The sequence below is a fragment of the Burkholderia sp. 9777_1386 genome (assembly GCF_015712265.1).
GTDB classification, from domain to species: domain Bacteria; phylum Pseudomonadota; class Gammaproteobacteria; order Burkholderiales; family Burkholderiaceae; genus Burkholderia; species Burkholderia cenocepacia.
The window spans coordinates 25672-41135 of the sequence record NZ_JACCQB010000020.1; the positions used below are offsets into that span (position 1 = coordinate 25672).

Genomic DNA, 15464 nt, shown 5'->3' on the forward strand with positions numbered 1-15464 from the left:
CGCGCCGCCGCTCCCCCTTCACGCGCGCGGTTCGCGCCCGACCTGGTCGAGCGGCGGACTGAACCCGAGCACCGTGTATTCCATCACCGATACCGTCCCGGTTCCGGCCGCGCCCTGCACGACCACCGCGCGCACCGCGCCGGCGCGGTCGAATTTCAGCTGCGTGCCGACGGTCGCGTGACGCAGCGCCTCCAGCTCCTCGATCCGCGCGATCGCCAGCTTGCGTACCGCGCCGGACACGTACACGGGCAGGAACACCAGCGCGATGAAGATCGACACCGCGTCCTTCGACACGCTGTCCAGCACCGGCCGGCCCGACATCACGAGCGACAGCGAGGTCGCCGCGACGAAGATCGCGAGCACGGTCGCACCGACGCCGAGCGACGCAAGCCGCTCGGCCGCCTTCTTCATGCGGGCCTTCACGAGCGCGCGGGCGGGCGCGGCCGTCATCAGCCATTCGCGCTGCGCCCCGTGGAATCCGGCGATACCGAGAAACAGCGTCGCGACCGCGCTGACCGCGATGCTGGTGTACAGCGCGCCGGCCATCACGCAGACGAATTCGAGCACGAACACGATCGCGAGCGGGCACAGCAGCAGGCGGAACGAATAGCCGTCGCGGCCGTGCCCGCGGATCCACCATCTCACCGGCGCGAGCTGCCAGAAGCGGCTCTCCGGGCGGAGCGAAAGTTCGTCGTCGGTCAATGCTTCACCTGTGTGTCCGTTGCACCCATGCGCCCGGTGCGGCTGAAACCGGAATGAACACCTGGGGTTATCGATTGATCCCAAAGATTCATTGGACAGTGTCTCCGCCGCCGCGCGATGCTGGGCCGGCCCGTGAACGCAGCGTCATTGCAACGCCGCGCACGAACATGGAGTGAGACAGATGCCCAACGACCACCGTCAACGGCGCCACACACTGTGGCTGCTGTGCGCGCTTTCGTTCATCCTCTACGTCGATCGCGTCAATCTCGCGACCGCCGCCGGCGCGATCAAGGCCGAACTCGGGCTGTCGAATACCGAGCTTGGCGTCGCATTCTCCGCGTTCGCGTATTCGTATGCAATCTGCCAGATCGGCGGCGGCTGGATCGCCGACCGGTTCGGCGCGCGCATCACGCTGATCGGCTGCGGATTGATCTGGGTGGTCTCCACGTTCACGACCGGGCTCGTGCACAGCCTCACGCTGCTGTTCGCCGCGCGGCTGCTGCTCGGCATCGGCGAAGGCGCGACGCTGCCGGCCCAGGCCCGCGCGATCACGCACTGGTTTCCGCGCGAGCGGCGCGGCGTCGTGCAGGGCTTCACGCATTCGTTCTCGCGGCTCGGCAACGCGGTCACGCCGCCGATCGTCGCCGCGTTGATGACGTGGCTGTCGTGGCGCGCGGCGTTCTTCGTGATCGGCGCGGTCACGCTCGTCTGGCTCGCGTGGTGGATCGTCGGCTTCCGCGAGCATCCGGCGGGCGACGACGACGGCCGCCCGCGCGCCGCGCGCCCGGTCGCACCGTCCGGCCCGACGCCGTGGGGGCCGCTGTTCCGGCGCATGGCGCCGACCATCTTCGTCTACTTCTGCTACGGCTGGACCGCGTGGCTGTTCTTCACGTGGCTGCCGACCTTCTTCCTGAACGGCCAGGGCCTGGACCTGAAATCGACCGCGTTGTTCGCGTCCGGCGTGTTCTTCGCGGGCGTGGTCGGCGACACGCTCGGCGGCTGGCTCTGCGACCGCATCTACCGGAAGACCAGCAACCTCGCGCTGTCGCGGCAGAGCGTGATCGTGACGAGCTTCGTCGGCGCGCTCGCCTGCCTGCTGCCGCTCGCGTTCGTGCACTCGACGGCCGGCGTCGCGCTGTGCCTGTCCGGGTCGTTCCTGTGCCTCGAACTGACGATCGGGCCGATCTGGGCCGTGCCGAGCGACATCGCGCCGACCCACGCCGGCATCGCGAGCGGGATGATGAACGCCGGTTCCGCGATCTCGGGAATCCTGTCGCCGATCCTGTTCGGCTATCTCGTCGATCGCACCGGCAGCTGGACGGTGCCGTTCATCGGCTCGGTCGCGATGCTGCTGATCGGCATCGTCGCCGCGCTGCGGATTCGCCCTGACCGCGCGCTGTCCGAATCGATGCCGGCGCTCGCCGACGCGCCTGCCGCGCCGTCGGCGCACTGAAGCGGTTCGCTCGGGTTCGCCTGCGTCGGCCGCCTCGCCGGCGTCGCCATCACGCTTCACCGCGCTCCGCGGTGGCGGTGACTCGGCTTGTTCGGCTTGTTCGGCTTGTTCGGCTTGTTCGGCTTGATCGGCTTGATCGGTCGCATCGGTCTGATCGGCTGGCGCGGCTGGCTCGGCCGCCTCGGCTGGCAAACCGCGCCATTACGCATCGCCGTCATCCCCCGCGCCGTCCCGGTGAAACAGCGCGAGAAACTGCTGCGCGGGAATGCTCAAAGGCCGGTCGCGCCGCACGAGGCTGCCGTACGACGGCAGCTTCTGTTCGAGCGTGTAATCGATGATCGCGACGAGCCCGTGCGCCGCGTTGCGCTGCGCGACCGTCAGCGGAATCACGCCGAGCATCGACGAACGGTCGACGAGGTTCATCGTGGTCAGGATCGAGCCCGTTTCGACGAGCCCGCGCGGCATCGGCTGGTGACGCGAGCGGAATTCGCGCTCGACGACCTCGCGCGCCGGGCTGCCGGTCGGCTGCACGATCCACGCATAGTCGAGCAGCGCGTCGAATTCGACCGGCCCCGCGTCCGCGAGCGGATGGTCGCGGCCCGCGATGATCGCGAGCGCCTCGTCGTCGACCACGCGGAAGTCGCAGTCGGTCCCGACGTGGCGCCCGATCACCACTTCGAGCACGCCTTCGCGAAGCTGCGGCATCAGCCGGTCGCTCGTATCGACCGCGATGTCGATCGCGAGCAGCGGATAACGCGCCTTCAACTGCACCAGCGCCTCGGTCAGCCGCCCCGGCGACGCCGCCATGATGCTGCCGATCGCGAGCCGCCCCGCGCTGCCGAGCTGCAGTTCGCCGAGCTCGCGGTTCAGCGCCTCCATGCTGCCGCGGATGCCGCGGAAATAGCCGAGCACGCGCTCGCCGGCCGGGTTCAGCACGAGCCCGCGCCCGATGCGGTCGAACAGCCGCTGGCCGAGCGCACTCTCCAGTTCGGCCAGCATCTTCGTCGCGGCCGGTTGCGTGAGGCCCATCTGCTCGGCTGCCGCGCGCAGCGTCGAGCATTCGTCCACGGCCAGCAGCAGCGCGATCTGGCGCATGCGCAGCCGGTTCAGCAGTTGCGGGGTCGAGTCTCGTCGGTCGATCGAGCCCATTTTTGATTACTCCAGGTTATCGATTCATCAAGAGTTTTCAATTTACCGACTCATTCCGTCTACCTAGCATCAACCCCATAGATCAACGGCCACGCGCCGCCACCGGAGACACCGCATGCACACCCCCTCGACCGCCGCCACGCAGCCCGTCGTCGCGCTGACGCTCGGCGACCCCGCCGGCATCGGCGCCGAACTGATCGCGAAACTGCTCGCCCGTCCCGACGCGACCGCCCGCGCGAACCTCGTGCTGATCGGCGATCGCTGGCTGTGGGAGGCTGGCCAGCGCGTCGCCGGCGTCACGATCGACGTCGAACCCGTCGCGTCGCTGGCCGCCGTGCGCGGCCGGCCGTCGACCGCGCGCGCCGCGTTCGTCGCGGTCGATACGATCGGCGCCGCGCAGGTCACGGTCGGCCAGGCGGATGCTGCCGGCGGCCGCTCGACGCTGGCCGTGCTCGACCAGTGCCTCGACGCCGCGCTCGCCGGCGACATCGACGCGATCTGCTTCGCGCCGCTGAACAAGTACGCGATGAAGCTCGGCGGGCTGCGCCACGACGACGAGCTGCACCACTTCGCCGAGGCGCTCGGCGTGACCGGCTACTTCTGCGAATTCAACACGCTCGGCGAACTGTGGACCGCACGGATCTCGTCGCATATCCCGCTGAAGGACGCGGCCGGCTGCCTGAGCATCGAGCGGATCGAACAGGCGTCCGAGCTGATCTACCGGTCGCTGCTCGCGAACGGCGTCGCCGCGCCGAGGGTCGCGATCGCCGCGTTCAACCCGCACGGCGGCGACGGCGGCAGTTGCGGCCGCGAGGAAGTCGACATCATCGAGCCGGCCGTGCGCCGCTTGCAGGCGCGCGACTGGCCGACCGACACGCCGTTCCACGGCCCGTTCCCGGCCGACACGATCTTCCTGAAGGCGCAGGCCGGCGATTACCAGGCGATCGTCACGATGTACCACGACCAGGGGCAGATCGCGATCAAGCTGCTCGGCTTCTCGCGCGGCGTGACCGTGCAGGGCGGGCTGCCCGTGCCGATCACGACGCCCGCGCACGGCACCGCGTACGACATCGCGGGCCGCGGCACGGCCGACGTCGGCGCGACCTGGCAGGCGCTGCAGATCGCGTGCCGGATGGGCGCCGCCCGCCGCACCGCCGCCGTTTCGGCGTGACGCTCGCACGCCTTCTACACACGACAACCCCGATTCTGGAGACACCATCATGAAGATCCGCTCCGTACGCGCTCGCGTATTCCAGTGGAAAGGCAAGACCGTCCCGCCGCAGGGCAACTTCTGTTCGAACGCGATGGACCTGCTGTATGCGCCGCAGGAAACGATGAGCACGTTCCGCTTCCATGCGTGGACGGTCGTCGAAGTCGAAACCGACGACGGCATCGTCGGCCTGGGCAACGTCGCGCTCGCGCCGCAGGTCGCGAAGGTCATCATCGCCCAGTACCTCGCGCCGCTCGTGATCGGCCAGGACCCGTGGGACTACGAGTACCTGAACCAGCGGATGTACCGCGCGACCCATGCCTGGGGCCGCAAGGGCATCGGCATGGCGGCGATCTCGGCGGTCGACATCGCGATCTGGGACATCCTCGGCAAGAGCGTCGGCAAGCCGGTCTTCAAGCTGCTCGGCGGCCGCACCAAGGAAAAGATTCCCTGCTACTACTCGAAGCTCTATCGCACCGACCTGAAGGCGATGCAAGAGGAAGCGCAGCAGTACCTGAAGGAAGGCTTCCGCGCGTTCAAGATGCGCTTCGGCTACGGGCCCGCGCACGGGCAGCAGGGCGTGGTCGAGAACCTGAAATCGGTCGCGGCGATCCGCGAGGTGATCGGCTACGACAACGACCTGATGCTCGAGTGCTACATGGGCTGGAACCTCGAATATGCGAAGCGCATCCTGCCGAAGCTCGAGAAATACCAGCCGCGCTGGCTGGAAGAACCGGTGATCGCGGACGACCTCGACGGCTACGCGGAGCTGAACCGGCTGACGCGCATCCCGATCTCCGGCGGCGAGCACGAATTCTCGCTGTACGGCTTCAAGCAGCTGCTCGACCGCAAGGCCGTGTCGGTCGTGCAGTACGACACGAACCGCGTCGGCGGGATCACGATGGCGCACAAGATCAACGCGCTGTGCGAGGCGTACAGCGTGCCGGTGATTCCGCACGCGGGCCAGATGCACAACTACCACCTGACGATGAGCACGCTCGCGTCGCCGATGAGCGAGTACTTCCCGATGTTCGACGTCGAGGTCGGCAACGAGCTGTTCTATTACATCTTCGACGGCGAACCGGTGGCCGAGAACGGCTTCCTGCAACTGCGCGACGACGTGCCGGGCCTCGGCCTCACGCTGAAGACCGAATTCCTCGACCAGTTCGACATCGTCGAGTGAGGGCCGACATGAACGCACGCTACCAGGGCGTCTTTCCCGTCGTGCCGACGATCTTCGACGCGCACGGCGCGCTCGATCTCGACGGCCAGCGCCGCTGCGTCGATTTCATGATCGATGCCGGTTCGCACGGCCTCTGCATCCACGCGAACTACTCCGAGCAGTTCGCGCTCGGCGACGACGAACGCGATCTCGTCACGCGCACCACGCTCGAGCACGTCGCGGGCCGCGTGCCGGTGATCGTCACGACCTCGCACTTCAGCGCGCGGATCTGTGCGCAGCGCAATCGCGAGGCCCAGGCGCTCGGTGCCGCGATGGTGATGGTCATGCCCCCGTACCACGGCGCGACGTTCCGCGTGCCCGAGGCCCAGGTGCGCGCGTACTTCCGCGACGTCGCCGACGGCCTCGACATTCCGCTGATGATCCAGGACGCGCCGGCGAGCGGCGTCGCGTTGTCCGCCTCGCTGCTCGCGACGCTCGCGCGCGAAATCGACGCCGTGTCGTATTTCAAGATCGAGACGGCCGGCGCCGCGTCGAAGCTGCGCGAACTGATCGCGCTCGGCGGCGATGCGATCGAGGGGCCGTGGGACGGCGAGGAAGGCATCACGCTGCTCGCCGATCTCGACGCCGGCGCGACCGGCGCGATGACGGGCGGCGGCTATCCGGACGGGATTCGCCGGATCACCGACGCGTATTTCGCCGGCCGCCGCGACGATGCCTACGACGCGTACGCGCGCTGGCTGCCGCTGATCAACTACGAGAACCGGCAGTCGGGCTTCCTCACCGCGAAGGCGCTGATGAAGGAAGGCGGCGTGATCGCGTGCGACCGGCCGCGTTCGCCGTGGCCCGAGCTGCCTCCGCAGGTACGCGCGGGGTTGCTCGACACGGCGCGGCGGCTCGATCCGCTCGTGCTGCGCTGGGGGCGCTAGCGACCGTTTTTGCACCCGCAACGCGCGTGCGTTGCGCCTCGGCGTGACGGCGGCCCGACAGAAGGCCGCCGCCGCTCATCGGATGGATGGAGACACCATGAACCTGCTGAACCCCGCGACCCCGGCCTACGACGCCGGCGAAGCCATTCCGCGCCGCCGCTGGCTGCGCGTGATTCCGCCGCTGCTGCTCGCGTGCATCATTTCCTACATGGACCGCGTGAACATCGCGTTCGCGATGCCCGGCGGGATGAACGCCGATCTCGGCATGGATGCGACGATGGCCGGCCTCGCCGGCGGCATCTTCTTCTTCGGCTACCTGTTCCTGCAGATTCCCGGCGGCCGGCGCGCGGCGCTCGGCAGCGGCAAGGCCTTCATCGCGTGGTCGCTCGTGAGCTGGGCCGTGCTGTCGGTGCTGACCGGGCTCGTCACGCACACGTGGCAGTTGCTCGCGCTGCGCTTCCTGCTCGGCGTGGCCGAGGGCGGGATGCTGCCGGTCGTGCTGACGATGGTCAGCCACTGGTTTCCCGACCGCGAACGCGGCCGCGCGAATGCGATGGTCATCCTGTTCGTGCCGCTCGCCGGCATGATCACCGCGCCGCTGTCCGGCTTCATCCTCGCCGCATACGACTGGCATCATCTGTTCTTCTGCGCGGGCGCGCTGTCGCTGCTGTGCCTCGTCGTCTGGATGCTGTTCGCCGACGACGGCCCGGAGACCGCGCGCTGGGTGTCGCCGCGCGAGAAGGCGTACATCCTCGACGCGCTGCGCGACGAGCAGGAACGCAAGCGCGCGGCCGGCACGCCGGCGGCCACGTCGTTCGGCGCGCTGCTGCGCCACCCGACGATCTGGCTGCTCATCGCGATCAACTTCTGCTATCAGGCCGGCATCTACGGCTATACGATGTGGTTGCCGACCCTGCTGAAAAACCTCACGCACAGCGGGATGGGCCGGATCGGCCTGCTCGCGATGCTGCCGTACGTCGCGATGGTGATCGGGATGCTCGTCACGTCGTATTGGTCCGACCGGACCGGCAAGCGACGCCTGTTCGTGCTGCTGCCGCTGGTCGGATTCGCCGCGTGCCTCGCGCTGTCGGTGCTCACGCATGCATCGATGGCCGTGTCGTTCGCGTTCCTGATCGGCTGCGGCTTCTTCCTGCAGGCGGCGGCCGGCGTGTTCTGGGCGATTCCGCCGAAGCTCTGCAGCGTCGAGGCGGCCGGCAGCGCCCGCGGCCTGATCAACGCGCTCGGCAATCTCGGCGGCTTCTGCGGCCCGTATGCGGTCGGCGTGCTGACGCAGCACGTGAGCGCGGCGGCCGGCGTCTACAGCCTCGCGGCCACGCTCGCGGTGGCCGGGCTGCTCGCGCTGACGCTGCCGAAGCGCTGCGAGGGCTGACGAACCCGCGCGACAGCGAACGACACACCGGAGACCCATCATGAACGACATCCTGCTGCTGGTGCAGAAATGCGCGCACACTTTCAGCTTCTACGATCTCGACACGAAAGCGCCGCTCAAGCACATCGTGCTGCCGAACTTCCCGCACGAATTCGCCGTCGACGTGAACGACCGCTACGCGTACGTCGGCATCTTCGGAATCGAGACCGCGTGGTCGCGCGGCCATGAAGGCGATCACCGGATCGCCGAGATCGATCTCGTCGAGCGCACGCACACGCGCATGCTCGACCTGTGGCCGTACTACCGGCCGCACGGGATGGCGAGCGACCGCGACGGCCGGCTGTATGCGATGAGCGAAGCGCACGACATGCTGCTCGTATTCGACGAGCCGACCCGCCAGCCCGTGCCGAACATGGCCGTGCCGTCCGGCGGCGTGAAAACGCACCTCGTGACGCTCACGCGCGACGCGAGCCGTGCGTACGGCGTGCATCTGCTGTCGAACACGGTCACGCAGTTTCATCCACGCGACGCGACGGTCGCGCCGCGCGCGGTGATGCCCGGCCCACGCCCCGAAGGCAACGCGCTGTCGAGCGACGAGCGCACGCTGTTCGTCGCGAATCGCGGCGACGACACGCTGGTCGAGATCGACACGGAGACGATGACCTGCGGCCGCCGCGTAAAAACGCGCAGCGACCCGAACCGCATCTACCGGACGAGCGCGCCCGACGGCCGCGACCTGCTGCTGTTGACGAATTCGGGCGAGCGCTCGATCTCGGTGTTTGATGCGCGACAGCTCGAGGAGATCGAGCGCATCGCACTGCCCGCGAATCCGACCGCGCTGTCGTTTCATCCGTCGCGGCGCGTCGCGTACGTGTCGTTCCAGGACGACTATGTCCGCGAACTCGACCTCGACACGTGGCGTTTCGTCGGTGCGCTCCCGACGCTGCGCGAGCCCGATGCGTCGTACGTGCTCGCCGGCGCGCGCTGACATGCGCGACGAAACGCCGCCCGACGGCATGCCCGATGCGCTCGTCGATGCGCATCACCACCTGTGGCGGCTCGATGCGGGCGCGCACTACCCGTGGCTGCAGGCGCACTACGACCCGACACGCTTCATGTTCGGCGACTACGCGGCGCTGTGCCGCAACTTCGACGTCGACGATTTCCGGCACGCGGCGCAATGCGCGCCGCTCGTCGCCAGCGTGCACGTCGAAGCCGAACGCGCGCGCGACGAGGCGCTCGCGGAAACGCGCTGGCTGCATGAAGTCGCGGCCGCGCACGCGCTGCCGTCGGCGATCGTCGCGTGGGTCGACCTGCTGGCCGGCGATGCGGACGAACGGCTCGCCGAACAGGCCGCGTGGCCGCGCGTGCGCGGCGTGCGGTTCAAGCCGCGCACCGCGGCTGCGCCGGACGCCTCGATCGACGAGCCGGGCGCGCTGCGTGATCCGCGCTGGCCGGCCGCGCTCGAACGCCTCGCCGCGCACGGCCTGAGCTGGGATCTGCGCGTGCCGTTCTGGCATCTCGGCGACGCGGCCGCGATGCTGGTCGATGCACCCGACGTCGATGTCGTGCTCGAACACGCGGGGCTGCCGTGGGACCGTTCCGAAGCCGGACTCGCGCGTTGGCGTGGCGGCATGGCGGCGCTCGCCGCGTTGCCGCGCGTGACCGTGAAAATCTCCGAGCTCGGCTTGCGCGATGCGGCGTGGAACGACGCGGACAACGCGCGGATCATCCGCGACACGATCGCGATCTTCGGCTGGCGGCGCTGCCTGTTCGCCAGCAATTTCCCGGTCGCCGGACTGCGCGTGTCCTATCCCGCACTGCTGCGCACGTTCGCCGGCGCGATCGCGCACCTCGACGGCCCCGCGCGCCGCGCGATCTGGCACGACAACGCGCTGCGCGTCTACCGGATCGCGCTCGACGCGCCGCATCGACCGGCGCGCGGGTAACGCCGCGCGCCCGCCGTTCGTCCGCGCCGGGCCGGCCTCGCGCCGCCCCCGACCACCACATTTTGTGCATCGCACGACCGAACCTGAGCAAAAAGTATCGGTTCGCGAATTCTTTTGATGTGGTGATCGCATCGCCCCCGTCACACCATTGTCCCTGCCGTCATCGGCGGCATTCGAACAAGCAGAATCAAGGAGACACGGGTGAACAAGATGCGAATCGTCGCAGCCGGCCTGCTGCTCGGCGCCTGTCTGCCGGGCGTCGCGGCCGCGCAAACCTGCAAGGTGCCGACCCTTCGGGTGCTCGCGCAGAAGAGCCTCGGCCTGTCGGTGATGGAGAAATCGCTGGCCGACTACGAGAAGAAGAACGGCACCAAGGTCGAGATCAGCTATTTCGGCGAAAACGACCGCCGCGCGAAATCGCGGCTCGACGCGTCGACCGGCGCGGGTTCGTACCAGATCTACTACGTCGACGAGGCGAACGTCGCCGAATTCGCGTCGGCCAACTGGATCGTGCCGCTCCTGAAGTACTACCCGAAGGACTACGACTACGACGACTTCCTGCCCGGCCGCCGCGCGGTCGCGAGCTACAACGGCGTCGCGTACTTCGCGCCGCTGATCGGCGGCGGCGACTTCCTGTTCTACCGCCGCGACCTGCTCGACGCCGCGCACATCCCGGTGCCGAAGACGCTCGACCAGCTCGTCGCCGCGATCAGGAAGCTGAACGCGCCGCCGAAGCTGTACGGCTGGGTCGCGCGCGGCCAGCGCGGCTCGGGGATGAACGTGTGGCGCTGGTCGCCGTTCATGCTCGGGATGGGCGGCGCGTGGACCGACAAGGGCGGCCAGCCCGCGTTCAATTCGCCGGCCGCGGTGAAGGCCACGCAGCTCTACAGCGACCTGTTCAAGTACGCGCCCCCCGGCTCGGCGACCTACGACTGGAGCAACGCGCTCGAAGCGTTCCGCTCGGGCAAGGTCGCGTTCATGATCGAATCGACGCCGTTCGCGGACTGGATGGAAGATGCGAGCAAGTCGAGCGTGGCCGGCAAGGTCGGCTATACGCGGCCGCCCGCGCCGCTGCCGTCGGCCGCGTACGGGCACGGCTTCGCGATCTCGGCGGTCGGCGCAAAGGACGACTGCACGCGGATGGCCGCCGGCCGCTTCATCGCGTGGGCGACCAGCAAGGACCAGGAGCAGGCGCGGCTGCGCAACGGCGTGTTCAGCGACTACAACCGCTCCAGCACGATCGCCAGCCCGTACTTCAAGCAGCACGTCGCGCCGCAGATCCAGGCCGGGCTGAACGACACCAACCCCGTCACGCAGGTGACGATCTGGCGGACGCCGCAGTGGCCGGATATCGGCGACAACCTCGGCATCGCGCTCGAACAGGTGTTCACCGGCACGCAGACGGACATCCGCGGCACGCTCGACGACGCGGACCAGTATGCGAAGGACGCGCTCGAACATGGCGCTCGCAAATGACGGCACGGGCGGACGCACGCTCGGCGTCCGCCCGGCCCCTTCCGCCACGTCGGCCCGGCGCGGCCGCGCGCGCCGCGACCGCACGAGCCTGCCGTGGGTGTTCCTCGCGCCGACGCTCGCGCTGCTCGCGGTCCTGAGCCTCGTCCCGACGATCGCCGCGATCAATCTCGCGCTGCGCAACCGCGTGCTGCGCTACCCGGACAGCGAATACGTCGGCCTGCGCAACTTCGTCCGGCTCGCGTCGGACCGGCGCTTCCTGAACGCGATCGAGGTGTCGGTGCTGTGGGAAGTCATCACGGTCGCCGGCGCGGTGCTGGTCGGGATCGCGCTCGCGGTGTTCCTGTTCGAGCGCGTGCACGGCCGCTGGCGCCGCTTCGCGTCGCTGGTGCTGATCATGCCGGTGCTGCTGCCGCGCGTGTCGGCCGCGTTCATCTGGAAGTTCATGTACGCGCCGCTCACCGGCATCCTGAGCTGGCTGCTCGGCACGCTCGGCGTCGAGCACACCGCGTTTCTCGCCGATCCGCATCTCGCGCTGTACGCGGTCGCGCTCGTCGACGTGTGGCAGTGGGGGCTGTTCTTCGCGGTCGTGATCCTGAAGCTGCTGGAGACACTGCCGCCGGAGCCGCTCGAGGCCGCGCGGCTCGACTACGCGACGACCTGGCAGGTGCATGCGTACATCGCGCTGCCGATGCTGAAGGCGCCGCTCGTGAGTCTCGTGTTCATCAAGATGGTCGAATCGCTGCGCTCGTTCGACCTGATCTACGTGATGACCAAGGGCGGCCCCGGCATCGCGACCGAAACGCTCGATCTCTACGCGTACCAGCAGGGCATCGGCCTCGCCGGCAAGGTGTCGTATGCGTCGGGCATGGCCGTGCTGATGATGGTCGCGACCACGCTGGTCTTCACGCTCATCTGGAAGAGGGTCAACAAATGGGACGACTGATGGCCCGCCGCGGCCCCGCCGCCGTTTCCACCGTCGCGATCGCCGGCGCGATCCTGCTCGTCGCCGCGTTCCCGCTGTTCTGGGCCGTGCTCAATTCGCTCAAGCACCTGCTCGACATCGTCACGCCGACGCCGCGCTTCTTCTTCACGCCGACGCTCGCGAACTACGAACAGGTGCTGTCGAGCCCCGAAGTGCTGATCGGGCTCGGCAACAGCATCGCGATCGTCGGCGCGGCGGTGCTGATCGGCGCCGTGCTCGGCGTGCCGGCCGCGTATGCGATCGCGCGCTACCCGGTGCGCGGCAAGCGGGACATCCAGTTCTTCCTGCTGTCGCTGCGATTTCTGCCGCCCGTCGCGGTCGCATTGCCGCTGATCGCGATCTGGGTCGATCTCGGGCTGTACGACACCAAGCTGTCGATGATCGTCACGTACCTGCTCGTCACGCTGTCGACCATCACGTGGCTGTCGATCCCGGTGTTCCGCCGGCTGCCGCGCGAGATCGAGGAAGCCGCCGCGCTCGACGGCTACGGCCCGTACGCGGTGTTCTGGCACATCGCGCTGCCGGTGTGCGCGAGCACGCTGCTCGGCGGCATCGTGTTCAGCTTCGTGCTGGTGTGGAACGAACTGATGATCGCGCTCGCCCTCACGTCGTCGCGCAGCGCGACGCTGCCGGTGGTCGCGTCCGCGTTCACGTCGCTCGGCCAGGAAGTGCCGTGGGGCGTGATCAACGCGTCGACGGTGCTGCTCGCGCTGCCGCCGCTCGTCTTCGTCGGCATGCTGAGCCGCTTGCTCAATTCGATGGTCAAGGGAAAATAAGGAGAACACGTTGAAAGCGCTCGTACTCGAACGCACGCGCGAGCTCGCGCTGCGCGACATCGACCTGCCGCAAGCGGTCGGCCCCGGCGACGTCCGGATCAAGGTCCATACGGTCGGCGTCTGCGGCAGCGACGTGCATTACTACGTTCACGGCGGGATCGGCCCGTTCCGCGTCGATGCGCCGATGGTGCTCGGCCATGAAGCGTCCGGCACGGTCGTCGAGACCGGCGCCGACGTCACGCACCTGCGCGTCGGCGACCGCGTGTGCATGGAGCCCGGCGTGCCGCGCCTCGATTCGCCCGCGACGCTGCGCGGGCTCTACAACCTCGATCCCGACGTGCGCTTCTGGGCGACGCCGCCGATCCACGGCTGCCTGACGCCGTTCGTCGTGCATCCGGCCGCGTTCACGTACCGGCTGCCCGACAACGTGTCGTTCGCCGAAGGCGCGATCGTCGAGCCGCTGTCGATCGGCCTGCAGGCCGCGAAGAAGGCGGCGATGAAGCCGGGCGACCTCGCGGTCGTGATCGGCGCCGGCACGATCGGCGCGATGACGGCGCTCGCCGCGCTCGCCGGCGGCGCCGCGCGCGTGATCCTCGCCGACGTCGTGCCGGACAAGCTCGCGCTGTTCGCCGGCAACCCGGCCGTCACGACCGTCGACGTGCGTACGCGGCCGCTGGCCGACGCGGTGGCCGAAGCGTCCGGCGGCTGGGGCGCGGACGTCGTGTTCGAGGCGAGCGGCAGCGCGAATGCGTATGCGGGCCTCGTCGACCTGATGTGCCCGGGCGGCTGCGCGGTGCTGATCGGGATGCCGGTCGCGCCGGTGCCGCTCGACGTGGTCGCGCTGCAGGCGAAGGAGGGCCGCATCGAATCGGTGTTCCGCTACGCGAACATCTTCCCGCGCGCGCTCGCGCTGATCGCGTCCGGCGCGATCGACGTGAAGCCGTTCATCTCGCGCACGTTCCCGTTTTCCGAAGGCGTGCGCGCGTTCGAGGAAGCGGCGAGCGGACACCCGCGCGACGTCAAGATTCAGATCGAAATGGATTGAGCCATGGCCCAGATCACCTGCAAGGCTTTGTCGAAGCACTACGACGGCGGCCCCGCCGTGCTGCATCCGCTTGACCTCGAGATCGCCGACGGCGAATTCATCGTGCTGCTCGGCCCGTCCGGCTGCGGCAAGTCGACGATGCTGCGGATGATCGCGGGCCTCGAGGCGATCACCGGCGGCGAGCTCGTGATCGGCGATGCGGTCGTCAACGACCTGCCGTCGCGCGAGCGCAATGTGGCGATGGTGTTCCAGAACTATGCGCTGTATCCGCACATGACGGTGTACGACAACATCGCGTTCGGCCTGCGGCGGCTGAAGGTGCCGGCCGACGAGATCGACCGCCGCGTGCGCGACGTCGCGCGCATCCTGAGCCTCGACGCGCTGCTCGACCGCCGTCCGCGCGCGATGTCGGGCGGCCAGCAGCAGCGCGCGGCGATCGCGCGCGCGATGATCAAGACGCCCGCCGTGTTCCTGTTCGACGAGCCGCTGTCGAACCTCGACGCGAAGCTGCGCACGCAGTTGCGCGGCGACATCAAGCGGCTGCACCGGCAACTGAAGACGACCACGCTGTACGTCACGCACGATCAGCTCGAGGCGATGACGCTCGCCGACCGCGTCGTGCTGATGCGCGGCGGCCACATCGAGCAGATCGGCACGCCGGCCGAGCTGTACGGCCAGCCGCACACGGTATTCGCGGCCGGGTTCGTCGGCACGCCGGCAATGAACTTCGCGGACGGCACGATCGCGCGCGTCGGCACGAACGTGCTGCTCGACTGCAACGGCGCGCGCTGGCCGCTCGCGTCCTCGCGCTTCGCACGGCTGCAGGACGGCCAGCAGGTGAAGGCGGCGATCCGCCCGAACCACCTGCAACTCGTCGCCGAAGGCGATCCGACCCCGGGCACGCTCACGCTGACCGGCACGGTCGAACTCGTCGAGCTGCTCGGCGCCGAGGCGCTCGTCACGCTGGACTGGCGCGGCCGGCCGTGCGCGGCCCTCGTGCCGGCCCCGATGGCCCCGGCGCCGGGCGCCGTGGTAGCGTTCCGCTTCGACGAAGAAGCCCTGCATCTGTTCGACGCCGGCACCGAGCGCAACGTCACGCTGCCGGACGCGAACCCGATCGCGCACGCGGCGCCGCCGGCGGCCGCGACGCGCACCACGCCGCCTGCCGCGACGGGCTGGTCGATGTCCCGTTCGTAGCACGCCGGCACGCCCCGACGGAGTAC

At 68.9% G+C, this 15464-nt stretch carries 14 protein-coding genes; 12 read left to right on the forward strand and 2 right to left on the reverse strand.

What is annotated here, in order from left to right:
• Positions 1-18: 18 nt before the first annotated feature.
• Positions 19-702 (reverse strand): hypothetical protein, encoded by a 684-nt coding sequence (locus H0X91_RS17060; RefSeq protein ID WP_058902503.1) that lies wholly within the window; start codon positions 700-702, stop codon positions 19-21.
• Between the two features lie 181 nt (positions 703-883).
• Here H0X91_RS17060 and H0X91_RS17065 point away from each other — a divergent pair, with 181 nt between their 5' ends.
• Positions 884-2155, forward strand: coding sequence for an MFS transporter (locus H0X91_RS17065; protein ID WP_058902502.1), 1272 nt, complete (start codon positions 884-886; stop codon positions 2153-2155).
• A gap of 201 nt (positions 2156-2356) precedes the next feature.
• On the opposite strand, the gene H0X91_RS17070 is transcribed toward H0X91_RS17065, so the two are convergent.
• Positions 2357-3304, reverse strand: coding sequence for a LysR family transcriptional regulator (locus tag H0X91_RS17070; protein ID WP_058902501.1), 948 nt, complete (start codon positions 3302-3304; stop codon positions 2357-2359).
• A gap of 115 nt (positions 3305-3419) precedes the next feature.
• Between H0X91_RS17070 and H0X91_RS17075 the strand changes: the two genes are divergently transcribed.
• From H0X91_RS17075 to H0X91_RS17125, 11 genes are all read left to right on the forward strand, one after another.
• Complete coding sequence (locus H0X91_RS17075; RefSeq protein ID WP_058902500.1) at positions 3420-4475, forward strand: 4-hydroxythreonine-4-phosphate dehydrogenase PdxA; 1056 nt, start codon at positions 3420-3422, stop codon at positions 4473-4475.
• A 49-nt stretch (positions 4476-4524) separates the two neighbouring features.
• Entirely contained in the window at positions 4525-5697 is a 1173-nt protein-coding gene (locus tag H0X91_RS17080; protein WP_058902499.1) for an L-rhamnonate dehydratase, read from the forward strand.
• Between the two features lie 8 nt (positions 5698-5705).
• Positions 5706-6623, forward strand: coding sequence for a dihydrodipicolinate synthase family protein (locus H0X91_RS17085; protein WP_058902498.1), 918 nt, complete (start codon positions 5706-5708; stop codon positions 6621-6623).
• 97 nt (positions 6624-6720) lie between these two features.
• On the forward strand, positions 6721-8013 hold the full coding sequence (locus H0X91_RS17090) for an MFS transporter (RefSeq protein WP_058902497.1): 1293 nt from the start codon (positions 6721-6723) through the stop codon (positions 8011-8013).
• Positions 8014-8053: 40 nt separating this feature from the next.
• The gene (locus tag H0X91_RS17095) at positions 8054-9001 is read left to right on the forward strand and encodes a YncE family protein (RefSeq protein WP_058902496.1); all 948 of its coding nucleotides are present in this window, start codon (positions 8054-8056) and stop codon (positions 8999-9001) included.
• 1 nt (position 9002) lies between these two features.
• Positions 9003-9962, forward strand: coding sequence for an amidohydrolase family protein (locus H0X91_RS17100; protein ID WP_058902495.1), 960 nt, complete (start codon positions 9003-9005; stop codon positions 9960-9962).
• A gap of 210 nt (positions 9963-10172) precedes the next feature.
• Positions 10173-11438, forward strand: coding sequence for an ABC transporter substrate-binding protein (locus H0X91_RS17105; protein ID WP_012493008.1), 1266 nt, complete (start codon positions 10173-10175; stop codon positions 11436-11438).
• On the forward strand, positions 11422-12381 hold the full coding sequence (locus H0X91_RS17110; protein ID WP_230205724.1) for a carbohydrate ABC transporter permease: 960 nt from the start codon (positions 11422-11424) through the stop codon (positions 12379-12381). Before H0X91_RS17105 ends, H0X91_RS17110 begins: the two co-directional genes overlap by 17 nt.
• Entirely contained in the window at positions 12369-13196 is an 828-nt protein-coding gene (locus H0X91_RS17115) for a carbohydrate ABC transporter permease (RefSeq protein ID WP_006482351.1), read from the forward strand. The genes H0X91_RS17110 and H0X91_RS17115 overlap by 13 nt, the downstream gene beginning before the upstream one ends.
• Positions 13197-13206: 10 nt before the next feature.
• The gene (locus tag H0X91_RS17120) at positions 13207-14241 is read left to right on the forward strand and encodes an NAD(P)-dependent alcohol dehydrogenase (protein ID WP_006494552.1); all 1035 of its coding nucleotides are present in this window, start codon (positions 13207-13209) and stop codon (positions 14239-14241) included.
• A 3-nt stretch (positions 14242-14244) separates the two neighbouring features.
• On the forward strand, positions 14245-15438 hold the full coding sequence (locus H0X91_RS17125; protein ID WP_058902494.1) for an ABC transporter ATP-binding protein: 1194 nt from the start codon (positions 14245-14247) through the stop codon (positions 15436-15438).
• Positions 15439-15464 lie beyond the last annotated feature (26 nt).

Bases quoted from the DNA above. Each gene is read 5' to 3' on its own strand.
- H0X91_RS17065 (WP_058902502.1), top strand. From the start codon at position 884: ATGCCCAACGACCACCGTCAACGGCGCCACACACTGTGGCTGCTGTGC.
- H0X91_RS17070 (WP_058902501.1), bottom strand. From the start codon at position 3,304: ATGGGCTCGATCGACCGACGAGACTCGACCCCGCAACTGCTGAACCGG.
- H0X91_RS17075 (WP_058902500.1), top strand. From the start codon at position 3,420: ATGCACACCCCCTCGACCGCCGCCACGCAGCCCGTCGTCGCGCTGACG.
- H0X91_RS17080 (WP_058902499.1), top strand. From the start codon at position 4,525: ATGAAGATCCGCTCCGTACGCGCTCGCGTATTCCAGTGGAAAGGCAAG.
- H0X91_RS17085 (WP_058902498.1), top strand. From the start codon at position 5,706: ATGAACGCACGCTACCAGGGCGTCTTTCCCGTCGTGCCGACGATCTTC.
- H0X91_RS17090 (WP_058902497.1), top strand. From the start codon at position 6,721: ATGAACCTGCTGAACCCCGCGACCCCGGCCTACGACGCCGGCGAAGCC.
- H0X91_RS17095 (WP_058902496.1), top strand. From the start codon at position 8,054: ATGAACGACATCCTGCTGCTGGTGCAGAAATGCGCGCACACTTTCAGC.
- H0X91_RS17100 (WP_058902495.1), top strand. From the start codon at position 9,003: ATGCGCGACGAAACGCCGCCCGACGGCATGCCCGATGCGCTCGTCGAT.
- H0X91_RS17105 (WP_012493008.1), top strand. From the start codon at position 10,173: ATGCGAATCGTCGCAGCCGGCCTGCTGCTCGGCGCCTGTCTGCCGGGC.
- H0X91_RS17110 (WP_230205724.1), top strand. From the start codon at position 11,422: ATGGCGCTCGCAAATGACGGCACGGGCGGACGCACGCTCGGCGTCCGC.
- H0X91_RS17115 (WP_006482351.1), top strand. From the start codon at position 12,369: ATGGGACGACTGATGGCCCGCCGCGGCCCCGCCGCCGTTTCCACCGTC.
- H0X91_RS17125 (WP_058902494.1), top strand. From the start codon at position 14,245: ATGGCCCAGATCACCTGCAAGGCTTTGTCGAAGCACTACGACGGCGGC.